Below are 22,540 nucleotides of genomic sequence, written 5' to 3'. Positions count from 1 at the left end.
GCCGCACTCCGCTATCAGACGAGCATCCCCATCGGGCTTTCGATGTAGCGCTTGAAGGCGCCGAGCAGTTCGGCTCCGAGCGCGCCGTCGACGCAGCGGTGGTCGGTGGAGAGCGTGACCGTCATCGCGTTGACGATAACCATCTGGCCCTTCTTGACCACGACCCGCTCCGTGCCGGCACCGACCGCCAGGATCGTCGCATGCGGCGGGTTGACGACGGCGGCGAAGTTCGAGACGCCCATCATGCCCATGTTGGAAACCGCAGTCGTGCCGCCCTGGTACTCTTCGGGCTTCAGCTTGCGTTCCTTCGCCCGCTTGCCGAGGTCCTTCATCTCGTTGGAGATGGCCGACAGGCTTTTCAGTTCGGCCTTGCGGATGATCGGCGTGATCAGGCCACCCGGGATCGACACGGCAACGCCGACATCGGCATGCTTGTGCTTGACCATGTTGGTGTCGGTCCAGGAAACGTTGGCATCCGGAACATCCCGCAGGGCAAGCGCCATGGCCTTGATCACCATGTCGTTGACCGAGAGCTTGTAGGCCGGCTTGTCGTCCTTGCGCGGGGCGGAATCGTTGATCTGGGCGCGCAGAGCCAACAGCGCATCGAGTTCCACATCGACCGACACGTAGAAGTGCGGGATCGTCTGCTTGGATTCCTGCAAACGCTTGGCGATCGTCTTGCGCATGCCGTCATGCGGCACGAGCTCGTAGGAGCCCTGCTCGAACAGCTTGAGCACGGCCTCTTCCGACATGCCCTTGGGCGCTGTGGCAGGTGCGGCCGAGGCGGCAGCAGCCGGGGATGCGGCAGCGGCAGGCTTTGCACCGCCGGAGGCGACCGCCTTTTCCACGTCGCTCTTCACCACGCGGCCATGCGGACCGGAACCGGTGATCGCTTTGATGTCGATGCCGGCATCCTTGGCGATGCGGCGGGCGAGCGGCGAGGAGAACAGTCCGTTGCCGTCCTTTGCAGGCGCCGAAGCAACAGCAGCCGGCGCCGCGGCAGCGGCTGGCGCTGCGGCGGCAGCAGGCTTTTCGGCTTCCTTCGGCGCTTCGGCCTTGGCTTCCGCCTTCGGGGCCTCGGCCTTTGCCGAACCACCGCCGGCAGCGGCTGCCGACACATCTTCACCGTCGGCGGCAAGGATGGCGATCAGGCTGTTGACCTTCACGCCTTCCGTGCCCGCCGGAATGACGATCTTGGCGACAACGCCCTCGTCGATGGCCTCGACTTCCATCGTCGCCTTGTCGGTCTCGATCTCGGCGATGACGTCACCGGATTTCACGGTGTCGCCTTCCTTGACGAGCCACTTGGCGAGGTTGCCCTCTTCCATGGTGGGCGAGAGGGCGGGCATCGTAATGTTGATCGGCATGGATGCGCCCTCCCCTTATTTGTAGCAGACGGTTTTGACCGCCTGGACGACTTCGCCGACATTCGGCAGCGCCAGCTTTTCGAGGTTTGCGGCATAGGGCATCGGAACGTCCTTGCCGGCGATCGTCAGGATCGGCGCATCGAGATAATCGAAGGCCTGCTGCATGACGCGGGTCGCGATCTCGGTGCCGACGGAGGACTGCGGGTAGCCTTCCTCGACGACGACGAGACGGCCAGTCTTCTTGACCGATTCGATCACGGTCGGCAGGTCCATCGGGCGGATGGTGCGAAGGTCGATCAGTTCGACGTCGATGCCGTCTTTTTCGAGCTCCGCAATCGCCTTCAGCGCATAGGTCATGCCGATACCGAAGGAGACGACGGTGACGTCGCTGCCCTTCTTGTGGATGCGCGCCTTGCCGATCGGCAGCACGAAATCGTCCAGCTTCGGCACCTCGAACTGCTGGCCGTAGAGGATTTCGTTTTCGAGGAAGATGACCGGGTTCGGGTCGCGGATCGCAGCCTTCAAGAGGCCCTTCGCATCGGCAGCCGTGTAGGGCATGACGACCTTGAGGCCCGGAATGTGGCTGTACCAGGCGGCATAGCACTGCGAGTGCTGGGCCGCGACGCGCGCCGCTGCACCGTTCGGGCCGCGGAAGACGATCGGGGCGCCCATCTGGCCGCCCGACATATAGAGCGTCTTGGCGGCGGAGTTGATGATCTGGTCGATCGCCTGCATGGCGAAGTTGAAGGTCATGAACTCGACGATCGGCTTCAGGCCCGTCATGGCCGCACCGACGCCGACGCCGGCAAAGCCGTGTTCGGTGATCGGCGTGTCGATGACGCGGCGGTCGCCGAATTCCTGGAGAAGGCCCTGGGTGATCTTGTAGGCACCCTGATATTCGGCCACTTCCTCGCCCATGACGAAGACGTCCTGGTCGCGGCGCATTTCTTCCGCCATGGCGTCACGCAGCGCTTCGCGCACCGTCGTCATCACCATTTCGGTGCCGGCCGGAATATCCGGATCGGCGGCAGCTTCGGTCTTCGGCGCAGCCGGAACGGGTGCTGCGGCAGCCGGTGCCGGCTCGGAAGCCTTGGGCGCCTCGGCTTCCGCCGGCTTTTCGGCGGCCTTCGGTGCGGCAGCGGCATCGGCGCTTTCGCCGTCCTGCAGCAGCACGGCGATCGCCGTGTTGACCTTGACGCCCTCGGTGCCGGCGGCGATCAGGATCTTGCCGATCACGCCTTCATCGACGGCTTCGACTTCCATCGTCGCCTTGTCGGTTTCGATTTCGGCGATCACGTCGCCGGACTTGACGGTGTCACCCTCGTTCTTGACCCACTTGGAGAGCGTGCCCTCCTCCATGGTCGGAGACAGGGCAGGCATGAGAATCTCGATTGGCATTTTTCGTCCCTCCCCGGATTTACAGCAGGATGTCGGTGTAGAGCTCGGATGCATCCGGCTCCGGATCGGCCTGCGCAAAATCGGCGCTGTCGGCGACGATGTCACGGACGTCCTTGTCGATCTTCTTGAGATCGTCTTCGCTTGCCCACTTGTTTTCCAGAAGACGGGCGCGCACCTGCTCGATCGGGTCGTGCTCGGAGCGCATCTTCTGCACTTCGTCCTTCGAGCGATACTTCGCCGGGTCGGACATGGAGTGGCCGCGATAGCGGTAGGTCTGCATTTCGAGGATGACCGGACCCTTGCCAGCGCGGCAATGTTCCACGGCCTCGTCGGCGGCAGCCTTCACCGCGCGCACATCCATGCCATCCACCTGGAAACCGGGGATGTTGAAGGACGCGCCGCGATGCGAGAAATCGGTCTGGGCGGAGGCGCGCGAAACGGACGTGCCCATGGCGTAGCGGTTGTTCTCGATCACGTAGACGACCGGCAGCTTCCAGAGAGCCGCCATGTTGAAGCTCTCGTAGACCTGGCCCTGGTTGGCAGCGCCGTCGCCGAAATAGGCGAGCGAAACATTGTCGTTGCCGCGGTAGCGGTTGGCGAAGGCGAGACCCGTGCCGAGCGAAACCTGTCCGCCGACGATGCCGTGGCCGCCGTAAAAGTTCTTTTCCTTGGAGAACATGTGCATGGAGCCGCCCTTGCCCTTGGAAAGGCCGCCGCGACGTCCGGTCAGTTCCGCCATCACGCCGCGCGGGCTCATACCGCAAGCGAGCATATGGCCGTGGTCACGATAACCGGTGATGACCTGGTCACCTTCCTTCAGCGCCAGTTGCATGCCGACGACGACAGCTTCCTGGCCGATATAGAGGTGACAGAAGCCGCCGATGAAGCCCATGCCGTAGAGCTGGCCGGCCTTCTCCTCGAAACGCCGGATCAACAGCATCTCGCGGTAGGCTTTGAGGTCGTCTTCCTTGGAGAATTCGGCGATGGTGCCGCCGGTGAAGTCTTTTTTGACAGGCTTAGCCGCTGTCTTGCGGCTGGACGTGGACGCGGTTTTACGCGGAGCCATGCGTTCCTCCCTATGTTTGCCTCTTGCTGGAAACCATAGGGGAGAAATTCCGCATCAGCAATGCCATAAATGCATGGCTTATATTCTTTGTAAGTCACTGATTAGTAATGGAGATTTACGATTAACCTGATTTCAGTTAATCCATACTCCTAGTGGAAAATCACGATTTCGTCGGCTCTGGACATGTTGAGATAGGAGCGCGCTTTTTCATCCAGCATGTCGCGCTCCAGCGAGCCGTCGCTCATCAGAGCCACTTCTTTTTCCAGGATTTGGCGCTGACGCACGAGTATGTCCAGGCGCGCCTGACGCTCCACTCTCTGCCGTTCGAAATCCTCCATCCCCCTGAGGCCGAAATCGCCGTGCACGGAATGATAGCCGAAGTAAGAAAGGAATGCGACCGTAATTACCGGCAGGGTAAGCCGGCCGAATTTCCGCTTTTTATGATGTTTGGTCCACATGCAAGTGCCCCGATACGCAATACGGATTTTATACTAGCGCCAAGGGGTTAACCGATCATTGACCATGATGGGCGGGGCGCGGAAAAAGCCGCGTGGCCTGCAGCGCCGCGTGCGCGCCGCATGGATCCTCGGGTCAAGCCCGAGGATGACGGAAGAGAGGTGGTGAGGACAAGAAGTAGGAGAGAGAACTCGTCGAGAGATCGGACTTGAGGAGGCCAGAGGATAGTCTCCACATGCCCGCGATACCTAGGCGCGCACGGAACACTGCGCCGCATGCCGCACCGTTCGCTGGAAGGGAAAGCCGTCCCTCCCCTCCGTCATCCTCGGGCTTGACCCGAGGATCCACGCCACAGCCGCGAGTGACATCGGACACGAATCCACCGCACAAATGGACTCTTCTCCCCCCTCAAAAAACAAAACCCGCACCTTGCGATGCGGGTTTCGCCATTTTGGAGAAACTGTTTGTCGATCAGCCGCGCAGGATGCCACGGCCGGCGAACTTCGCCTGCGGGCCGAGCTGCTCCTCGATGCGGATCAGCTGGTTGTACTTGGCGGTACGGTCGGAGCGGGCGAGCGAGCCGGTCTTGATCTGGCCGCAGTTCGTGGCGACGGCGAGGTCGGCGATCGTCGAATCCTCGGTCTCGCCCGAGCGGTGCGACATGACGGCGGTGTAGCTCGCCTTGTGTGCGGTCTCGACGGCGTCGAGCGTCTCGGAGAGCGAGCCGATCTGGTTGACCTTGACGAGGATCGAGTTGGCGACGCCCATCTTGATGCCGTCGCGCAGGCGCGCCGAGTTGGTGACGAACAGGTCGTCGCCGACGAGCTGGACTTGTCTGCCGATCTTGTCGGTCAGCGACTTCCAGCCGTCCCAGTCGTCTTCCGCCATGCCGTCCTCGATCGAGAAGATCGGGTATTTTGCGGCAAGCTCCGCCAGGTAGTCGGCCATGGCTTCCGGCTCCAGCGTACGGCCTTCGCCTTCGAGCACGTATTTGCCGTCCTTGAAGAATTCGGTCGAAGCGCAATCGAGCGCGATATACATGTCTTCGCCGGGCTTGTAGCCGGCCTTCTCGATCGACTTCATGATGAAATCGAGGGCGGCAGGCGCGGATGCCAGACCCGGCGCAAAGCCGCCTTCGTCACCGACATTGGTGTTGTGGCCGTCGGCAGCGAGCTGCTTCTTCAGCGTGTGGAACACTTCCGAACCCATGCGCACGGCATCGCGGATGTTGTCGGCGCCGACGGGAACGATCATGAATTCCTGGAAGTCGATCGGGTTGTCGGCATGCGCGCCGCCATTGATGATGTTCATCATCGGCACCGGCAGGATGCGGGCGTTCGGGCCGCCGACATAGCGGTAGAGCGGCAGGTTGGCGGCTTCAGCGGCAGCCTTGGCGACGGCGAGTGACACGCCGAGGATGGCGTTGGCGCCGAGGCGGGCCTTGTTCGGCGTACCGTCGAGCTCGATCAGCGCCTGGTCGATCAGGATCTGGTCTTCGGCTTCAAGCCCGCCGACCGCTTCGAAGATTTCGCCGTTGACGGCTGCGACCGCATTTTCGACACCCTTGCCGAGGTAGCGCTTGCCACCGTCGCGCAGTTCGACGGCTTCGTGCGCGCCGGTCGAGGCGCCCGAGGGAACGGCGGCACGGCCGAAGCTGCCATCTTCCAGATGCACGTCCACTTCGACGGTGGGGTTGCCGCGGCTGTCGAGAATCTCGCGGCCGATGATGTCGATGATAGCGGTCATGGATATCGTCCTGTTTCTGGGTTTATAAATCGATTAAAATCTCTCTTAATCGATGATGCGGAAAATACAATGGCTGAGCCGCGCCGAGCGGCAACGGATGACACGCCTCTGTGTCATCCGTTTGAAACCGTCACGCCTTGGTGATGTCGTCGAAGGCGATGAGCTTTTCGAGAAGCCGCGGCATGTCCTTCAGGTGCACCATGTTCGGGCCGTCGGAAGGCGCGTTGTCCGGGTCCTCATGCGTCTCGATGAAGAGACCGGCAACGCCAACGGCAACGGCAGCGCGCGCAAGAGTCTCGACGAATTCGCGCTGGCCGCCGGAGGAGCCGCCCTGCCCGCCCGGCTGCTGCACCGAATGGGTCGCGTCGAACACGACCGGCGCGCCCAACGAGGCCATGATCGGCAGCGAGCGCATGTCGGAGACGAGCGTGTTGTAGCCGAAGGAGGCGCCGCGTTCGCACAGCAGCACGTTCGGATTGCCGCTCTCGGTGAATTTCGCCAGCACGTTCTTCATGTCCCAGGGCGCCAGGAACTGGCCCTTCTTGACGTTGATCGTGCGGCCGGTCTTGGCGGCGGCGATGAGCAGGTCCGTCTGGCGCGACAGGAAGGCGGGGATCTGCAGGATGTCGGCCGTTTCGGCGACGATCGCGCATTGTTCCTCGGTGTGAATGTCGGTCAGCACCGGAAAGCCGAAATCCTTTTTGAGGTCGGCAAAGATTTCCATCGCCTTTTCAAGCCCGATGCCGCGCTTGCCGGACAGCGAGGTGCGGTTTGCCTTGTCGAAGGAGGACTTGTAGACGAGGCCGAGGCCGAGCTTGTCGCAGAGTTCGACGAGCGTGCCGGCGATCATGTACGCGTGGTCGCGGCTCTCCATCTGGCACGGGCCGGCGATCAGCGAAAAACGCTTGTCCTGGGCAAAGGTGACCTTCTTGGCGCCTTCGCCGACGACGACTGTGGTATTGGCTTTCATCTTATTCTCCGAAGACAAAAAGGACGCCCTGCCCCGGTGCCGGTGGCACGAGAAGGCGGTTGTCCCGTTGATGGAAGGTGACACCGCGCTCCGTCAGCAGGCGGTGACATTCCGTTAGATTTTCTACCGTGAAGACGACCGCGCGTCCCTTGAGGCCGCGGTCCGTGCCGGCAAGCGGCGAAAGACCGTAAAACCCTTCGAGCCCCGCATCGTTCAGCACCGTGATGCGGCCGCGCGGCGTATCGACGGACATGCCGAAGGACAGAGCCTCGACCTCGCGCTCGTCCGCCGCTTCCTGCACGAGATACTGGAAATCGGTCGGGTTCTGCTCCGAGAGCACGACCTCAGACAGCGAGATCACGCCGTTTTCATGGCTTTCCAGCGCCTTGCGGTCGGATGGCAGCGGCAGGATGCGCTGCGAGGCGAAGAAGAAGAAATCCGGGCTGCGCAGGTCGGCGGCAAAGGCCAGGCGGAAACTGCCGGTCGCCGACGTGCCGTCGGGCAAAAGCATGTCGCGGGAAAATTCCAGAACCTCGCCGCCGGAAATGCCGGACGACGTGTAGCGCTGGTCGTCCTCCCAGGCGTCACCGCTGGCCATGGCGATGGCAGAAAAACCTTCGCTAGCGCGGCGGAAGCGAAAGGCCTGGTCGCGCGCGACGAAGACATTGCCGCCGCGGGCGGCTTCCTCGCATTCCTCGCGATTGGCGATGCCGAGCGGCTCCAGATAGCTGCCGTCGGCGAGAAAAACGCAACAGTTTTCCGTGCCGAACGGGTGGCGGGCATCCTTGGCGACGGTGAAGCCGAGCGCCGTCAGGCGTTCACGAGCAATTCCGAGGTCGGACACCGGCAGCACCAGATGATCGATCGGGCGGGGCGTTCTCGAACTCACGGTCATGGGTAAAAATCCGGTCGTGTTTCAGGCGCCTCGTGCTTTGCCTGCTTTCCGCCCGCAATGCAAGCACCAGCGCCGCGCACGGCCGGCCGCTGGAACTTTTCCGTCGCCCGGCCATTCCGGTAGACCCCTCTTGACCGGAGCACTCCCATTCTCAAGAACAACGAAATCACCCGGCAGCGCGATCTTCACGAGTCACGCCCCGTCTGGGCCGGTTCGCCGCGCATTACGCTCCGCACGCACCAAAAGCCCGCCCGCGACACCTATGACGTCATCATTGTCGGCGCCGGCATTTCCGGCGCGCTGATGGCGCATGCGCTGGCGAACGGGCGCCGCTCCGTGCTCGTCGTCGACCGCCGCCGCCCCGTACATGGCAGCACGCTGGCAAGCACCGCGATGATCCAGCACGAAATCGACATTCCCCTGCATGTGCTCACCGGCATGATCGGCGAGGAAAAGGCGCGCCGCGCCTGGCAACGCTCGGGACGCGCGGTCGAGCAATTGACGCGCATCGTCGCCGACCTCGACCTGTCCTGCGGCTTCGAGCGCAAGAAAACGCTGTTTCTCGCTGGCGATGAATATGGCAGCCGCGCCCTGCGCACCGAACTCGACGCCCGCCACGCCGCCGGCATCAAGGCGGATTTCCTCGACACCGCGGCACTTCGGGACGGTTTCGCCATAGACCGCACCGGCGCGATCCTCAGCGATATTTCCGCCTCCGCCAACCCCGCCCAGATGGCCGCCGGCATCCTGCGCGCCGCGGTGTCGCGCGGCGTGGAGGTGGTCAGCCCGCTCGAAATCACCGATGTGCGCTCGACGACCCAAGGCGTCTTCCTCGCCACCGCCGACGGCAAGATCATCTCCGCCGGCCATGCCGTCTTCTGCTCCGGTTATGAATTCCTGGAAGCCGTCGCGCACAAGGACCATGCCATCATCTCCACCTGGGCGATCGCCACCCCGCCGGCCATCGACCTGCCCGACTGGCTGAAGGAATGTATCGTCTGGGAGGGTGCCGATCCCTATCTCTATCTTCGCCGCTCCCGCGACGGCCGGCTGATCGCCGGCGGCGAGGACGAGGAGGACGAAGAGGCTTTCGCCTCGCCGCAGAAGCTGAAGAACAAGGCGAAGACGATCCGCAAGAAGGCCGAAGCCCTGCTCGGCTTTTCGCTGCCGGAGCCCGACTATTCCTGGGCCGCGCCCTTCGGCACCACCCGCACCGGCCTGCCGCTCATCGGCCGCGTCCCCGGCATGGACAATGTCTTCGCCGTCATGGGCTTCGGCGGCAACGGCATCACCTTCAGCCAGATCGCCGCCGAGATCGTGTCGTCGGAAATCGCCGGCCACGGCGATGCGGATGCCGACCTTTTTGCCATCCGCAACGCCGATTCCTGACGATCGGCAGGATCACCGGCGCGATATTCCCCTTCCGTCGAATGGTTGGGTGCGCAACCGGCCGCGGCCGGTGTGATCGTCAGGAGCGGAAGCGCTTGCGATATTCCCCGGGCGTCAGCCCGAGGATGCGGGCGAAAACCTTCCGGAACGCGCCGGGATCGACATAGCCGACATCGACTGCCACGCTCTCGACCGAACGCGTGGTGAATTGCAGCATCTCCTGCGCCTTTGCCACGCGCAGCCGCTGGCAATAATCGGTCGTCGTCAGCCCCGTCGCTTTGCGGAAACGCCGCAGGAACGTACGCGCCTCCAGCCCCGCGTGCGCGGCAAGCCCATCGAGGCCGATCTCCTTCGCCTCGCTCGCCTGCAACCAGTGCTGCACCTTCAGGATCGCCGCGTCGCCATGCAGCAGGCGCGGCGAGAAGGTGCTGTAGTAGCGTTGCTCGCGGCCCGGCGGGTCGATGACGAATTGCCGGGCGATCTCCAGCATGATCGTCGGCCCGAGAAAGCGGTCGATGAGCTTCAGCCCGAGATCGACCCAGGCCATCACGCCGCCCGCCGTGAAAATATCGCCGTCGTCGTTGAGCAACCGGTCCGTATCGACATGCACATCCGGAAAGCGCAGCTCGAACGTCTCCGCGATCACCCAGTTGGTGGTGATCGTGCGGCCGGCCAGAAGCCCGGTCTCGCCGAGCAGAAAGGCGCCGGCGCAGATCGAGGCGAGCTGGATGCCGGAGGCGTGGCATTCGCGCAGCCAGGCGGCGAAAGGTGCCGCATCCTCCCGGCGGATCGGATCGCCAAGTGCGGGCGGCAGCACGAGCACACAGGGCCGCGACGCCCCGTCGATAATGCCGCTGGCGTCGATGCGCACGGGTGCGCCGTCCTCCAGCCGCCAGTGGCTGACCACCAGCGTCGGCCCCGCCCGCACCTTTTCGCCCGCCAGTTCCGTTGCCGAATTGAAGAGATCGGTCATGCCGAGCACGGCGGCCATCTGCACGCCGGGATAAAGCACCAATCCGATCTCGGCCGCGTCTGCCATGTCACTTTCACCCTGTATTATGTCGGTATCGCCAATGGCGAGAGATGGCAGGGCAGAGGCACAATGTCCATGACATCAAGCAACAGGGAAAGGACACCCCATGAGCAAACGCGCCGTCATCATCGTCGACCTCCAGAAGGACTATCTCGCCACCGGCAATTTCGCGCTGACCGGCATCGACGCCGCTACCGCCAATGCGGCCCGCGTCGTCGAGGCGGCGCGCGGCAAGGGCGACCGGATCGTGCATGTCCACCACGTCGCCAAGGATGCCGATTCGCCGCTCTTCGCCCCCGGCACGGATGGCATCAACCCGATCCCGGCTATCAGGCCGCAGGAGGGCGATACCGTCATCGTCAAGAATTATCCGAACTCGTTTCGCGAGACGACGCTGCAGCAGGCCTTGCAGGCTGACGGCATCGAGGAGGTGGTGGTCGTCGGCGCGATGAGCGACGTCTGCATCGACGCGACGGCCCGTGCCGCCGCCGATCTCGGCTACGGCCTCACCGTCGTGCACGATGCCTGCGCCACGCGCGACAAGGCCTTTGGTGATTCGGTCGTGCCGGCCGCCCAGGTCCATGCCACGATCATGTCGGCGCTGGAATTCGGCTACGGCAAGGTCACGACGACCGCTGATTTTCTGGGTTAAGCCCGAAAAAACCCGGTGAAAACCGTCACCTCCGCCCTCGGCGGGGGTGGCTGCCGCCTGTCCGCCGACGCGCTTCAGGCCGCTCCAGGGCGGCCCGTCATTCCCGTGTCATGTGACAATGGTGTTTCTTCTCGCGTGAATGAACCCGGCTGCCGCCAGCATGGCCCGGCGCCCTTCGGAGTACGCGTGAATGGACATGGCTCAGGCCTTCGCCCTTGCCTCGGGCGCTCTCGTCGCCACCAATGCCGCAAGCATCCTCATTGCCGGAAGGCGGCTGAAGGCCGTCGATGCCGCCCCGCCGGAAATCGAGGAAAAGCCGCCGGTGTCGATCGTCGTTCCCGTGCGCGGCATCGAGAATTTTTCGGCCGAGACGCTCGCCCGCGCCTTCCGCCTCACCTGGCCGGACTATGAACTGCTGTTCTGCGTGGCGCATGCCGGCGATCCGATCCTCCCGGAAATCGAGAAGACGGCGGCGGCACATCCCCATGTCGCGGCCCGCATCCTGATCGGCGACGACCGCATCAGTGCCAATCCAAAACTCAACAATTGCGTCAAAGGCTGGCAGGCGGCGCGCCATGACTGGGTGGTGCTGGCCGATTCGAACGTGCTGATGCCGCCGGACTACATTCAGCATCTGATGGGCGGCTGGCGGATCGATTCGGGCCTCGTCTGCTCGACGCCGCTCGGCTCGCGCCCGGACGGGTTCTGGGCGGAGGTGGAATGCATGTTCCTCAACACCCAGCAGGCGCGCTGGCAATATGCCGGCGAAGCGATCGGCCTCGGCTTCGCGCAGGGCAAGAGCATGCTATGGTATAAGCCGATGCTCGATGCGAATGGCGGCATCCATGCTCTGAATGCCGAAATCGCCGAGGATGCGGCCTCGACGAAGCTCGTGAGCCGCCTCGGCCTCAAGGTTCACCTCGTCTCCTCGCCCTTCGAGCAGCCGCTGGGGCGGCGCACCGGGCAGGAGATCTGGTCGCGCCAGTGCCGCTGGTCGCGCCTGCGCCGCGTCACCTTCCCCGGCTTCTTCACCCCGGAAATTCTTCTGGGCGCCCTGCCGCCGCTGCTGCTGGCGCTGGTCGCGGCATTGATCAGCGACGCGACGCTCGCGCCCGCCGCCCTCCTGGTGCTCGCCGCCATCTACCTGCCGGAAGTCGCCCTTGCCATGGCCAAGGGCTGGCGGCTTTCCGTCTGGTCGGTGCCGGCGATGATCGTGCGCGATTGCATGATGCCGGCGGTCTGGCTGCGCAGCTGGGTCGGCGGCAATATCGACTGGCGCGGCAACACGATGACGATCGGCACGACCGTCTGCGAATTGAAGGAAGCGCCGGCGGGCTCGTAACCCGTCAGGCCTTTACCCGCAGACCGTCCAGCAAGGTCCGGAACCCGCGGACCGCCCGCTTCGACGTCTCTTCCGGCGTCTCGGACTTGGCGATCCAGAGTGCTGCATGGCTGCTCGCCCCGTTGATCAGGCGAGCGGCCGTTTCCGTATCGATATCGGCCATCACGCCGTCGGCCTTCAGCTGTTCGATGCTGTGGCTGAGCGCCGCGATGCAGCCGTTGCTCGTCGGCCATTGCGAGACGTCGCCGAGCACCGCCGGCCCGTCGCGAAACATGATGCGCTGGATTTCCGGCTCCAGCGCCATCTCGATATAGGCGACGCATTCCTCGACGAACCCGTCCCATCGGCTCGGCGCCCCGGCCGAAATCGTGTGCAGCCGCGCCGTCATCTCCGCATCGATCTGCTGGATGACCGCCTGGAGCAGCCCCTTCTTGTCTCCAAAATGATGGTAGAGCGCGCCGCGCGTCAGCCCCGCCTCCGCGGTGAAATCATCCATCGACGCCTCCGCATAACCGACGGTGCCGAAGGCAAACCGCCCTGCGGCGATCAGCTTGGCTCTCGTTTCGGCGATCATTTCCTCGCGCGGCTTGCGCATGGCAGCTCCATTTTACATACGCCGCGTATTTTATTTGACATACGCTGCGTATGCAACTACCTCTTCGACATACGCCACGTATGTAAGTGGCTGACCATTCATTTGCGAGGAGCAGGCCATGGCCAACCCGTATAAAGAGATTTTCAGCGTCCCAGGAACCGTGGGCTTTTCCGCCGCGGGCTTCCTCGCGCGCCTTCCCATCGCCATGGCGCCGATCGGCATCGTCGCCATGCTGTCGCAGACGCGCGGCGAATATTGGCTCGCGGGCGCCGTCTCCGCCACCTTCGCGCTGACCAACGCCCTCATCTCGCCGCAGGTCTCCCGCCTTGTCGACCGTTACGGCCAGGCGGCGGTGCTCACCCCGGCAACCATCGTCTCGGTCGTCGCCTTCCTGCTGCTGATTGCCGGCACCAACCAGGGCTGGCCGGTCTGGACGCTCTTCGCAAGCGCCTTCCTCGCGGCCGCCATGCCGAGCATCCCGGCCATGCTGCGCGCCCGCTGGAGCGAGATTTTTCGCGATCGGCCCGAGCTCAACACCGCCTTCGCCTTCGAATCGGCAGCCGACGAGCTGGTCTATATCGCCGGCGCTTCGCTGTCGGTCGGCCTCGCTGTCGCGCTGTTTCCCGAAGCCGGCATGCTGATCAGCACCGCCTTCCTCGCCGTCGGCAGCTTCTTCTTCCTGCTGCAACGCGGCACGGAACCGCGCATACAATATGTCGCCGGCAGCAAGCCGCAGAAATCGGCGATCCGCCTGCGCCCGGTGCAGATCATCACGCTGGCGCTGATCTTTGTCGGCTCCACCTTCGCAACCGCCGAGGTGAGCGCGGTCGCCATCACCAAGGAACTCGGCCAGCCGAATGCCGCAAGCCTCGTCATCGGCGTCTATGCCATCGGCTCCTTCGTCGTCGGCCTCGTCCTCGGCGCGCTGAACCCGAAGATGGCGCTGCAAAAGCAGTTGTTGATCGCCGTCGCCGTGCTGGCGCTGACCGCCCTGCCGCTGCCCTTCGCCGGCTCGGTGCCGTTGCTGGCCGTCGCCGTCTTCGTGAGCGGCATCGCCATCTCGCCGACCTTCATCACCGCCTTCGGCCTGGTCGAGCGCCGCGTGCCCGGCGCGATGCTGACGGAAGGCGTCACCTGGGTCACGACCGGCATCGGCATCGGCATGGCACTGGGCGCCTTCGTCGCCGGCTGGGCGGTCGATAATTTTGGCGCACAGAACGGCTTCTGGGTCTCCGTCGCCGCCGGCATCGGCGCCCTCACGACCATCAGCCTCGGCCAGCGCACGCTCGCCGGAGAGGATTGCGACGACAGCGTCTGCCCGCTGGCGCAAGCCGCCGGGTAACCCTGCCCCTGAACATAAAAAGCCCGGCCTGCGCCGGGCTTTTTCGTTTGAGCAATGGCGTCAGATCACCTGGCCGCCCGACACCTCGATGCGCTGGCCGGTGATCCAGCGGTTGTCCTCCGACAGCAGGCTCGCGATCATCGGGCCGATATCATCCGGCACGCCGACCCGGCCCAGCGCCGTCATGTCGGCGAACACCGTGTTGAGATCCGGCATGTCGCGCACCGCGCCGCCCAGGAAATCGGTCTCGATGGCGCCCGGCGCGACCGAATTGACCGCAATGCCGCGGCTGCCGAGCTCCCTGGCGAGGTAGACGCTGAGGATTTCCACCGCCCCCTTGGCCGCGGCATAGGCCGAGAAGCCGGGATAGGAGACGCGGGTGAGGCCCGTCGACAGGTTGACGATACGCCCGCCATCGGCAATCAGCGGCAGCAGCGCCTGCGTCAGGAAGAACACGCCCTTGAAATGCACGTCGACCAGGCTGTCGAACTGCGCCTCCGTCGTCTCGGCAATCGCTGCCATGTCGCCATGGCCGGCATTGTTGACGAGATGGTCGAAGGTCTCGCGCTGCCAGGTCTCGACGAGCGCCTTGCGCAGCGCTTCGACAAAAGCTGCGAAGCCGGCGACCACGCCGGTATCGAGCCGCAGCGCGACGGCCTTGCGGCCCAGCGCCTCGATTTCGGCGACGACGATGCGGGCATCCTCCTCGCGGCTCCGGTAGGTGATGATGACGTCGCCGCCGCGGCGGGCGATGCTGAGGGCCGTGTTGCGTCCGAGGCCGCGGCTGCCGCCGGTGACGAGAGCGATCTTGGTCATGGGAAACTCCTTCGGTTGGAATGGCCGATTGATACCAATCACCCCCGCCCCTGGCGTTACCGGAAGCTCGCCGATCCTTGCCTGATTCTCCAAACCGATTTACGCGGGCGTCGGACGCCGCTAGGATGCCGGCATGACAGAGACGCTCCTTGCCACCGTCCGCCGCTATGTCGAGGCCAATGCCGATGCCACGGGCATCGCCCGCACGCCCGTGCCCGGCCTCACCACCATTCGCACCACGCAGCCGACCGGCCTCGACTATATGATCGCCCGTCCGCTGGTCTGCCTCGTGCTCCAGGGCAGAAAGCATGTGACGATGGGGGCAAACAGCTTCACGTTCCACGCCGGGGATTCGTTGCTGATCACCGCGGACGTGCCGACCGTCAGCCAGATCCTGCAGGCAAGCCCCGACGCGCCCTACCTCTCGCTCGTGCTGGACCTGAACCCCGCGGTCATCGCCGAACTCTGCGTGGAGATGCAGGCAACCGCCGCGCCCGGCGGACTGGCGATACGCTCCGCTCCGACGGACAGCGAGGTGAGCGATGCGGCGCTTCGCCTGATGCGCTTGCTCGATCGTCCGGCCGCCGTGCCGGTGCTGCATGCGCAGCTCGTGCGCGAACTGCATTACTGGTTGCTCGAAGGCCGCCACGGCGCAGCCATCCGCCAGCTCGGCTATCCGGATGGACAGGCACAGCGTGTGGCCCGCGCAGTCGCGCTGCTGCGGGCGGAGTTCGCCCAGCCGTTGCCGGTCGACAGGCTCGCCGCCCTCGCCGGCATGAGCCCGTCCTCCTTCCACCAGCATTTTCGCAACGTCACCTCGCTCTCGCCCCTGCAATTCCAGAAGCAGTTGCGGCTGATCGAGGCGCGGCGGCTGATGCTGTCGCAGGGCGCCAATGCCAGCACCGCCGCCTATGCCGTCGGTTATGAGAGCGTGCCGCAGTTCACGCGCGAGTACCGCCGCATGTTCGGCCTGCCGCCGGCACAGGAAACCCAGACAGCCCGCAGCCTCACGCTGGAACCGGCCTGACGCAAAAAGCCCGGCACAAGGCCGGGCTTGTCATTCTCTCATATCCGGTGTCAGACCAACCGGCTCTGCTCCAGCGCCGCTTCCACGAAGCTCGCGAAGAGCGGGTGCGGGTCGAGCGGGCGGCTCTTCAGTTCCGGGTGATACTGCACGCCGATGAACCACGGATGATCCGGATATTCCACGGTCTCCGGCAGAACGCCATCCGGCGACATGCCGGAGAACACCAGGCCGCAACCTTCCAGCCGATCCTTGTAGTCGACGTTCACTTCGTAGCGGTGGCGGTGGCGTTCGGAAATATCCGTCGAGCCGTAGATGTCGGCGATCTTCGTGCCGCCCTTCAGCGAGGCGCGATAGGCGCCAAGCCGCATCGTGCCACCGAGATCGCCGGATGCCGAGCGCTTTTCTAGCTCGTTGCCCTTCACCCATTCCGTCATCAGGCCGACGACCGGATCGGCGGTCTTGCCGAATTCGGTGGACGAGGCCTTCTCGATGCCGGCGAGATTGCGCGCCGCTTCCACGACCGCCATCTGCATGCCGAAGCAGATACCGAAATAGGGCACCTTGCGCTCACGGGCAAAGCGCGCCGCATTGATCTTGCCTTCCGAACCACGCTCGCCAAAGCCGCCTGGAACGAGGATGCCGTGCACCTTCTCAAGATACGGCGCCGGGTCTTCCTTCTCGAAGACCTCCGACTCGATCCATTCGAGCTTGACCTTGACGTGGTTGGCGATGCCGCCGTGGTACAGCGCCTCGATCAGCGACTTATAGGCATCCTTGAGGCCGGTATATTTGCCGACGATGGCGATCGTCACCTCGCCTTCCGGCGTCTTGATGCGATCGGAAACCGTCTGCCAGGCTTCAAGCCGCGGCTTCGGCGCGGGTTCTATGCCGAAGGCGGCGAGCACTTCGTCGTCGAGGCCTTCCTTGTGATAGGCGAGCGGCACGTCGTAGATCGACGCGACGTCGAGCGCCTGGATGACGGCGGTCGCACGAACGTTGCAGAACAGCGAAAGCTTCTTGCGCTCGGCTTCCGGGATTTCGCGGTCGGCGCGCACCAGCAGGATATCCGGATGGATGCCCATCGCCTGCAACTCCTTGACGGAGTGCTGCGTCGGCTTGGTCTTGAGTTCGCCTGCGGCCGGAATGTAGGGCATCAGCGTCAGGTGGACATAGACAGCCGTGCCGCGCGGAAGATCGTTGCCGAGCTGGCGGATCGCTTCCATGAAGGGCATGGCCTCGATGTCGCCCACCGTGCCGCCGATCTCGCAGATCACGAAGTCGTAGTCATCATTGCCTTCGGTGACGAAGTTCTTGATCTCGTTGGTGACGTGCGGGATGACCTGCACGGTCGCGCCGAGATAGTCGCCGCGGCGTTCCTTGTCGATGATGTTCTTGTAGATGCGACCGGTGGTGATGTTGTCGGTCTTGGTGGCCGAGCGGCCGGTGAAGCGCTCGTAGTGGCCGAGGTCGAGGTCGGTTTCCGCGCCGTCGTCGGTGACGAACACCTCGCCGTGCTGCGTCGGGCTCATGGTGCCCGGATCGACGTTCAGATAGGGGTCCAGCTTCCTGAGGCGCACGCGATAACCGCGGGCCTGAAGGAGAGCTCCGAGTGCAGCGGCGGCAATGCCTTTTCCGAGGGAAGAAACCACGCCGCCTGTGATGAATACATATCGCGCCATGGGAGTCACCGGATACCTTTTCAAAATCGATTCCGCCACCGAAAAATCACCTTGGGCGTGATTTCGGAAGACGCAATCGTCGTTTTACACAAGAAGAAGGCCGGTTGGATTTCGCCAACCGGCCGGTTTGTTTTTCAGCCCCTGCGGCTTACTGGCCGCTCGGGACGCCGGAGTTCTGCTCCGTACCCGTTGCACCACCGGTCGTGCCGGTGCCTGTCGTCGTGTTGCCCGTGCCGGTCGTCGTGTTGCCGGTGCCCGTACCCGTGCCGGTCGCAGCGCCACCTTCGGTCGGAACGGTGTCGGTGCCGGTCGTCGCAGGCGTCTGGTTGTTGTTCTGCGTGCCCTGGTTCTGCTCGGCCCCGCCGAGCGCATCGAGAACGCCGCCCGTGCCGGTCGTGCCCGGAATACGGTCGAGAATGTCGGTCGGCTGCGTCTCGTAACGGGCGAGGATGCCCATGCCGAGCGCCAGCACGAAGAACAGTGCGGCCAGGATCGCGGTGGTGCGCGTCAGGGCATTGGCTGTGCCGCGGGCCGACATGAAGCCGGAGCCGCCGCCGATGCCGAGGCCGCCGCCTTCCGACCGCTGGATCAGCACGACGCCGATCAGCGCGACGACGACCATGAGATAGATGACGAGCAAGATGGTCTGCATGTTTCAGGATCCCGGCCAGACGGCCCAAATTTCAGGTTTGCGGCTCAATATACCAAGCCGCGCACCATTCCAAGCCCTTACCGGCCAATCCGCCCGCCCTTTTGCGGGCAGGCTATTGGCGTCTCAGGCCGTGAGTTCTTCGTATGCCCGGTAGATGGCAAGGAAGTCGTCGGATTTCAAGCTCGCGCCGCCGATCAGCGCACCGTCGACATTGGCCACACCCATCAGTTCCTTGGCATTGCCCGGCTTCACCGAACCGCCATAGAGAATGCGCATCGTGGCGCCCTCGCCGGCAAACCGCGCCGTCAGTTCCGCGCGCATGAAGGCATGCGCCTCCTCGACATCGGCCGCCGTCGGCGTCAGCCCGGTGCCGATCGCCCAGACGGGTTCATAGGCGATCACGGTGTTTTCCGCCGTCGCACCATCCGGCACGGAGCCGGCAAGCTGCGTCTTCAGCACGTCCAGCGTCTTGCCGGATTTGCGCTCGTCGCCGGTCTCGCCGATGCAGACGATGGCAACGAGGTCGTTCGCATGGGCGATCTCGGCCTTGGCGCGCACCAGCGCGTCGCTTTCCTTGTGGTCCGTGCGGCGCTCGGAATGGCCGACGATGACATGGCTGCCGAAGCAGTCGGCGATCATCTCGGCCGAAACATCACCCGTATGCGCGCCGGAGGCCTTTTCGTGGCAATCCTGCGCGCCGATCAAGAGTGGGCTGTCGTCGCAGAGCGCGGTCGCCACGTAAAGCAGCGTCGCCGGCGGGCAGATCAGCGTCTCGACCTTTTCGGAAAGCGGTCCCTTCACGCCTTCGGCCATCGCCTTGATCTGGTCGAGCGACGCGCGCGTGCCGTTCATCTTCCAGTTCCCGGCAACGAGCGGGGTTACGTCCGGTGTCATGAGGCCTCCCTGTCCTTAAAGATTGTTGGCTTGCGGCGTAGCAAATCGAAGCCTACTGCGCAAACAGCCAGTTGAGCGTTTCGCGCCAATCGGTCATGCGCACCGGCGTGCCGTGGCCGCCGGTCTGGAACAGCACGAAGCGCGCCGGCACGCCCGCCTTCCTGAGCTTGCGGAACACCGCAATCTGGTCGTTCGCCTGGTAGACGCTATCGCTGTCGCCATGGGTGAAGAAGACCGGCAGCTTGGCCTTGAAGGCCGCGGTCTTGGCATAATCGCCATCCGCCGCCCCGCCCATTAGCACCATGCCCGAGAGGCTTTTTACCGCCACAGGATCGCGCGCGACGCGGGCGCAAATAAAGCTGCCCATCGAGGCGCAGGCGAGGATGACCGGCGCATCCGGCGAGAGCGCCTTGGCCGTGAGGATGAGGCCGGAAATGCGCGCGGCCCCCTTGTCGTCGAAGGAGGGCACGCTTGCCGCGTAGTAGACCCCGCCACCCCGCACCGCGAGGTTTTTGAGCCGGTTGAAATTGCCGCCGAAATTCCAGTCATTGTTGCCGAGCCGCCGGTCGCCGCCGCGGCCGTGGATGAAGATGACGGTGAAGGCCGCCCCCTCGCCCTTGCCGGTCATCGCCACGTCGATCGGCCCCGCCGGCGTGTCGAGCGTCGCGTTCTTCTGCGCCGTCTTCACCGCCGTCGAGACATAGGCCGATTTCACCCGGCGCTCCGGCACCTGGTCGCGCCCGTTGATGTCGCGCATCTCCTGGTAATCGACGACGCTCAGCGCGCCGTCGTCCGACGTCTCGATCACCGTGCCATAGCCGAAAAGCTCGTCCTTCCAGGGTTTCAGCGCCAGCGCCGCAGCGTCCTGAACCGCAAGCGCGGTGAAAACCGCGGCGAAAACCAGCCGGCGAAGGCAATGAACTGTGGACTGAGGCATGAACTGTCGCTCCCTGGGGCTGGCGATACTTGCCATCCGCCCGCGCGCAACGCAATCCTCGCCCAGCGGTTGGCGCGGCCCGGCATCGCGAAAACCCACGGAATCTGGCAGAGTCGCGAGTGATTCGCCCGCGACCTCATTTGTGCCAAACCCCGATCTTCCCGGATCGGCGGGAGAAAATGGCAAACGGAACAAAATCTGAACGGCCCATGCAAGACGACAGCAACGACCTTTTCGCCAACGTTCCCCCCCAACCCGCCGCAGCGTCCCCTGCACCGGCGGAAAAGCCGGCTGCTGCCCCGCCGCGCGAGGCGCGCGCCGTGCAGCCCATCAGCGAAGGCTCCGGCGGCTATGATGCCTCGGCGATCCGCGTGCTGGAGGGCCTGGAGCCCGTGCGCATGCGGCCCGGCATGTATATCGGCGGCACGGACGAGAAGGCGCTGCACCACCTCTTCGCCGAAGTCATCGACAACTCGATGGACGAAGCGGTCGCCGGCCACGCCAACTTCATCGACGTCAACCTCGACGCCGAAGGTTTCCTGACCGTCACCGACAACGGCCGCGGCATCCCGGTGGAAAACCACCCGCAGATGCCGGGAAAATCGACGCTCGAAGTCATCCTCACCGTGCTGCATGCCGGCGGCAAGTTCGACGGCAAGGCCTATGAGACCTCCGGCGGCCTGCACGGCGTCGGCGTCTCCGTCGTCAACGCGCTCTCCGACCATCTCGAAGTCGAGGTCGCCCGCAACAAGAAACTCTACCGCCAGCGCTTTTCCCGCGGCAAGCCGGTCGGCGGCCTGGAAGAACTCGGCGACGTGCACAACCGCCGCGGCACCAAGGTGCGCTTCCACCCCGACCCGGAAATTTTTGGCGCCCACGCCCGTTTCGATCCCGGCCGCGTCTTTCGCATGGCCCGCTCCAAGGCCTACCTGTTCGGCGGCGTCGAAATCCGCTGGAGCTGCGACCCGTCGCTGCTGCTGGAAGGTTCGGAAACGCCGGAAAAGGCGGTCTTCCATTTCCCCGGCGGCCTGAAGGATTATCTCCAGGCGACGCTCGGCAAAGACTACACCGTCACCCGTGAGATCTTTGCCGGCAAAAGCGAAAAGTCCGGCGGCCATGGTTCGCTGGAATGGGCGGTCACTTGGTACGGCGGCGATTCGCTGATCCACTCCTATTGCAATACCATCCCGACGGCCGATGGCGGCACGCACGAGGCGGGCCTGCGCATCGCGCTCACCAAGGGCCTCAAGGCCTATGCCGACCTGACACAGAACAAGCGCGCCAAGGACATCACCACGGACGACGTGATGATTTCCGCGGTCGGCATGCTGTCGGTCTTCATCCGCGAGCCGGAATTCGTCGGCCAGACGAAGGACAAGCTCGCGAGCGTCGAGGCCCAGCGCATCGTTGAAAACGCATTGCGCGACCCCTTCGACCACTACCTCGCCGACAATCCGGGCGAAGCGGCCAAGCTGCTCGAATGGGTGATCGAGCGCGCGGAAGAGCGCATGCGCCGCCGCAAGGAAAAGGAAGTCAGCCGCAAGACGGCCGTGCGCAAGCTGCGCCTGCCCGGCAAACTGGCCGACTGCTCGCAGAATTCCGCCGAGGGCGCCGAACTCTTCATCGTCGAGGGCGATTCGGCCGGCGGCTCGGCCAAGCAGGCGCGCAACCGCGCCAACCAGGCCATTCTTCCGCTCCGCGGCAAAATCCTCAACGTCGCCAGTGCCGGCCGTGAAAAGCTCGGCGCCAACCAGCAGATTTCCGATCTCGTGCAGGCGCTCGGCTGCGGCACGCGCACGAAATACCGCGAAGAGGACCTGCGTTACGAACGCGTCATCGTCATGACCGATGCCGACGTCGACGGCGCGCACATCGCCTCGCTGCTCATCACCTTCTTCTATCAGGAGATGCCGGATCTCGTGCGCGGCGGCCATCTCTTCCTCGCCGTGCCGCCGCTTTACCGCCTCAGCCAGGGCGGCAAGACGCTTTACGCCCGCGACGACCCGCACCGCGAGGAGCTGATGCGCACCGAGTTCAACGGTCGCGGCAAGGTGGAAATCGGCCGCTTCAAGGGTCTCGGCGAGATGCTGCCGGCGCAGCTCAAGGAAACCACGATGGACCCGAAGAAGCGCACGCTCTTGAAGGTCGCAATCGACGACGTCGACTTCGAAGGCACGCGAACCGCCGTGGACGACCTGATGGGCACCAAGCCGGAAGCCCGCTTCCGCTTCATCCAGGAGCGCGCCGTCTTCGCCGACAACCTCGATATCTGAGGCGGTGCAGC

Annotated in this window: 20 protein-coding genes; 6 read left to right on the top strand and 14 right to left on the bottom strand. The window is 64.4% G+C overall.

Features of this window, described 5'->3' with window-relative positions; translation table 11 throughout:
• Positions 1-14: 14 nt before the first annotated feature.
• From J2Y63_RS25890 to J2Y63_RS25860, 7 genes are all read right to left on the bottom strand, one after another.
• Positions 15-1,367 carry a pyruvate dehydrogenase complex dihydrolipoamide acetyltransferase gene (locus J2Y63_RS25890; RefSeq protein WP_435268433.1) on the bottom strand — a complete coding sequence of 451 codons (1,353 nt, stop codon included), beginning with the start codon at positions 1,365-1,367 and terminating at the stop codon, positions 15-17.
• A 15-nt stretch (positions 1,368-1,382) separates the two neighbouring features.
• Complete coding sequence (locus J2Y63_RS25885) at positions 1,383-2,765, bottom strand: pyruvate dehydrogenase complex E1 component subunit beta (RefSeq protein ID WP_435268432.1); 1,383 nt, start codon at positions 2,763-2,765, stop codon at positions 1,383-1,385.
• Between the two features lie 19 nt (positions 2,766-2,784).
• Positions 2,785-3,831, bottom strand: coding sequence for a pyruvate dehydrogenase (acetyl-transferring) E1 component subunit alpha (pdhA, locus tag J2Y63_RS25880; protein ID WP_256115850.1), 1,047 nt, complete (start codon positions 3,829-3,831; stop codon positions 2,785-2,787).
• Positions 3,832-3,980: 149 nt separating this feature from the next.
• Positions 3,981-4,289: an FtsB family cell division protein gene (locus J2Y63_RS25875; protein ID WP_256115849.1), complete on the bottom strand. Its 309-nt coding sequence runs from the start codon at positions 4,287-4,289 to the stop codon at positions 3,981-3,983.
• Between the two features lie 469 nt (positions 4,290-4,758).
• The gene (gene eno, locus J2Y63_RS25870; RefSeq protein WP_435268431.1) at positions 4,759-6,033 is read right to left on the bottom strand and encodes a phosphopyruvate hydratase; all 1,275 of its coding nucleotides are present in this window, start codon (positions 6,031-6,033) and stop codon (positions 4,759-4,761) included.
• A 130-nt stretch (positions 6,034-6,163) separates the two neighbouring features.
• The gene (gene kdsA, locus J2Y63_RS25865) at positions 6,164-7,003 is read right to left on the bottom strand and encodes a 3-deoxy-8-phosphooctulonate synthase (RefSeq protein WP_435268430.1); all 840 of its coding nucleotides are present in this window, start codon (positions 7,001-7,003) and stop codon (positions 6,164-6,166) included.
• Between the two features lies 1 nt (position 7,004).
• Positions 7,005-7,898, bottom strand: a complete 894-nt coding sequence (locus J2Y63_RS25860) for a VOC family protein (protein WP_435268429.1) — start codon at positions 7,896-7,898, stop codon at positions 7,005-7,007.
• Positions 7,899-8,045: 147 nt separating this feature from the next.
• Between J2Y63_RS25860 and J2Y63_RS25855 the strand changes: the two genes are divergently transcribed.
• Positions 8,046-9,287: an NAD(P)/FAD-dependent oxidoreductase gene (locus tag J2Y63_RS25855; RefSeq protein ID WP_435268500.1), complete on the top strand. Its 1,242-nt coding sequence runs from the start codon at positions 8,046-8,048 to the stop codon at positions 9,285-9,287.
• Positions 9,288-9,366: 79 nt separating this feature from the next.
• Here J2Y63_RS25855 and J2Y63_RS25850 read toward each other — a convergent pair whose 3' ends face one another.
• Positions 9,367-10,326 carry a GlxA family transcriptional regulator gene (locus J2Y63_RS25850; RefSeq protein WP_435268428.1) on the bottom strand — a complete coding sequence of 320 codons (960 nt, stop codon included), beginning with the start codon at positions 10,324-10,326 and terminating at the stop codon, positions 9,367-9,369.
• Between the two features lie 100 nt (positions 10,327-10,426).
• Here J2Y63_RS25850 and J2Y63_RS25845 point away from each other — a divergent pair, with 100 nt between their 5' ends.
• Together J2Y63_RS25845 and J2Y63_RS25840 are read left to right on the top strand one after the other, a co-directional pair.
• Entirely contained in the window at positions 10,427-10,972 is a 546-nt protein-coding gene (locus J2Y63_RS25845; RefSeq protein ID WP_435268427.1) for a cysteine hydrolase family protein, read from the top strand.
• Between the two features lie 196 nt (positions 10,973-11,168).
• Positions 11,169-12,314 (top strand): ceramide glucosyltransferase, encoded by a 1,146-nt coding sequence (locus J2Y63_RS25840; RefSeq protein WP_435268499.1) that lies wholly within the window; start codon positions 11,169-11,171, stop codon positions 12,312-12,314.
• 4 nt (positions 12,315-12,318) lie between these two features.
• Here the strand turns inward: J2Y63_RS25840 and J2Y63_RS25835 are convergent, their stop codons facing one another.
• Positions 12,319-12,909, bottom strand: a complete 591-nt coding sequence (locus J2Y63_RS25835) for a TetR/AcrR family transcriptional regulator (protein WP_435268426.1) — start codon at positions 12,907-12,909, stop codon at positions 12,319-12,321.
• Between the two features lie 118 nt (positions 12,910-13,027).
• Here J2Y63_RS25835 and J2Y63_RS25830 point away from each other — a divergent pair, with 118 nt between their 5' ends.
• The gene (locus J2Y63_RS25830) at positions 13,028-14,251 is read left to right on the top strand and encodes an MFS transporter (RefSeq protein WP_435268425.1); all 1,224 of its coding nucleotides are present in this window, start codon (positions 13,028-13,030) and stop codon (positions 14,249-14,251) included.
• 60 nt (positions 14,252-14,311) lie between these two features.
• On the opposite strand, the gene J2Y63_RS25825 is transcribed toward J2Y63_RS25830, so the two are convergent.
• The gene (locus J2Y63_RS25825; RefSeq protein ID WP_435268424.1) at positions 14,312-15,067 is read right to left on the bottom strand and encodes an SDR family NAD(P)-dependent oxidoreductase; all 756 of its coding nucleotides are present in this window, start codon (positions 15,065-15,067) and stop codon (positions 14,312-14,314) included.
• A gap of 133 nt (positions 15,068-15,200) precedes the next feature.
• On the opposite strand from J2Y63_RS25825, the gene J2Y63_RS25820 reads away from it, so the two are divergent.
• Entirely contained in the window at positions 15,201-16,094 is an 894-nt protein-coding gene (locus tag J2Y63_RS25820; protein WP_435268423.1) for an AraC family transcriptional regulator N-terminal domain-containing protein, read from the top strand.
• Between the two features lie 50 nt (positions 16,095-16,144).
• Here J2Y63_RS25820 and J2Y63_RS25815 read toward each other — a convergent pair whose 3' ends face one another.
• The 4 genes from J2Y63_RS25815 to J2Y63_RS25800 all read right to left on the bottom strand — a co-directional run bounded on the left by J2Y63_RS25815 (position 16,145) and on the right by J2Y63_RS25800 (position 20,256).
• A complete protein-coding gene (locus J2Y63_RS25815; RefSeq protein ID WP_256115837.1) occupies positions 16,145-17,773 on the bottom strand; it encodes a CTP synthase in 1,629 nt (542 codons plus the stop codon).
• A 148-nt stretch (positions 17,774-17,921) separates the two neighbouring features.
• Positions 17,922-18,425, bottom strand: a complete 504-nt coding sequence (gene secG / locus J2Y63_RS25810; protein ID WP_256115836.1) for a preprotein translocase subunit SecG — start codon at positions 18,423-18,425, stop codon at positions 17,922-17,924.
• Between the two features lie 123 nt (positions 18,426-18,548).
• Positions 18,549-19,319 (bottom strand): triose-phosphate isomerase, encoded by a 771-nt coding sequence (gene tpiA / locus J2Y63_RS25805; protein WP_435268422.1) that lies wholly within the window; start codon positions 19,317-19,319, stop codon positions 18,549-18,551.
• A gap of 52 nt (positions 19,320-19,371) precedes the next feature.
• Positions 19,372-20,256 (bottom strand): prolyl oligopeptidase family serine peptidase, encoded by an 885-nt coding sequence (locus J2Y63_RS25800; RefSeq protein WP_435268421.1) that lies wholly within the window; start codon positions 20,254-20,256, stop codon positions 19,372-19,374.
• A gap of 209 nt (positions 20,257-20,465) precedes the next feature.
• Between J2Y63_RS25800 and parE the strand changes: the two genes are divergently transcribed.
• Positions 20,466-22,529: a DNA topoisomerase IV subunit B gene (gene parE, locus J2Y63_RS25795; protein ID WP_256115833.1), complete on the top strand. Its 2,064-nt coding sequence runs from the start codon at positions 20,466-20,468 to the stop codon at positions 22,527-22,529.
• The last annotated feature ends 11 nt before the right edge of the window (positions 22,530-22,540 follow it).

It is taken from the genome of Shinella sp. BE166 (genome assembly GCF_051201095.1).
In the GTDB taxonomy this organism is placed as follows: domain Bacteria; phylum Pseudomonadota; class Alphaproteobacteria; order Rhizobiales; family Rhizobiaceae; genus Shinella; species Shinella lacus.
This window is presented reverse-complemented; position numbering and strand designations above follow the sequence as displayed.

What these genes read in the sequence shown, in the direction of transcription:
- J2Y63_RS25890 (WP_435268433.1), bottom strand. Translation starts at nt 1,367, where the DNA reads ATGCCGATCAACATTACGATGCCCGCCCTCTCGCCCACCATGGAAGAG.
- J2Y63_RS25885 (WP_435268432.1), bottom strand. Translation starts at nt 2,765, where the DNA reads ATGCCAATCGAGATTCTCATGCCTGCCCTGTCTCCGACCATGGAGGAG.
- pdhA (WP_256115850.1), bottom strand. Translation starts at nt 3,831, where the DNA reads ATGGCTCCGCGTAAAACCGCGTCCACGTCCAGCCGCAAGACAGCGGCT.
- J2Y63_RS25875 (WP_256115849.1), bottom strand. Translation starts at nt 4,289, where the DNA reads ATGTGGACCAAACATCATAAAAAGCGGAAATTCGGCCGGCTTACCCTG.
- eno (WP_435268431.1), bottom strand. Translation starts at nt 6,033, where the DNA reads ATGACCGCTATCATCGACATCATCGGCCGCGAGATTCTCGACAGCCGC.
- kdsA (WP_435268430.1), bottom strand. Translation starts at nt 7,003, where the DNA reads ATGAAAGCCAATACCACAGTCGTCGTCGGCGAAGGCGCCAAGAAGGTC.
- J2Y63_RS25860 (WP_435268429.1), bottom strand. Translation starts at nt 7,898, where the DNA reads ATGACCGTGAGTTCGAGAACGCCCCGCCCGATCGATCATCTGGTGCTG.
- J2Y63_RS25850 (WP_435268428.1), bottom strand. Translation starts at nt 10,326, where the DNA reads ATGGCAGACGCGGCCGAGATCGGATTGGTGCTTTATCCCGGCGTGCAG.
- J2Y63_RS25845 (WP_435268427.1), top strand. Translation starts at nt 10,427, where the DNA reads ATGAGCAAACGCGCCGTCATCATCGTCGACCTCCAGAAGGACTATCTC.
- J2Y63_RS25840 (WP_435268499.1), top strand. Translation starts at nt 11,169, where the DNA reads ATGGCTCAGGCCTTCGCCCTTGCCTCGGGCGCTCTCGTCGCCACCAAT.
- J2Y63_RS25835 (WP_435268426.1), bottom strand. Translation starts at nt 12,909, where the DNA reads ATGCGCAAGCCGCGCGAGGAAATGATCGCCGAAACGAGAGCCAAGCTG.
- J2Y63_RS25830 (WP_435268425.1), top strand. Translation starts at nt 13,028, where the DNA reads ATGGCCAACCCGTATAAAGAGATTTTCAGCGTCCCAGGAACCGTGGGC.
- J2Y63_RS25825 (WP_435268424.1), bottom strand. Translation starts at nt 15,067, where the DNA reads ATGACCAAGATCGCTCTCGTCACCGGCGGCAGCCGCGGCCTCGGACGC.
- J2Y63_RS25820 (WP_435268423.1), top strand. Translation starts at nt 15,201, where the DNA reads ATGACAGAGACGCTCCTTGCCACCGTCCGCCGCTATGTCGAGGCCAAT.
- J2Y63_RS25815 (WP_256115837.1), bottom strand. Translation starts at nt 17,773, where the DNA reads ATGGCGCGATATGTATTCATCACAGGCGGCGTGGTTTCTTCCCTCGGA.
- secG (WP_256115836.1), bottom strand. Translation starts at nt 18,425, where the DNA reads ATGCAGACCATCTTGCTCGTCATCTATCTCATGGTCGTCGTCGCGCTG.
- tpiA (WP_435268422.1), bottom strand. Translation starts at nt 19,319, where the DNA reads ATGACACCGGACGTAACCCCGCTCGTTGCCGGGAACTGGAAGATGAAC.
- J2Y63_RS25800 (WP_435268421.1), bottom strand. Translation starts at nt 20,256, where the DNA reads ATGCCTCAGTCCACAGTTCATTGCCTTCGCCGGCTGGTTTTCGCCGCG.
- parE (WP_256115833.1), top strand. Translation starts at nt 20,466, where the DNA reads ATGCAAGACGACAGCAACGACCTTTTCGCCAACGTTCCCCCCCAACCC.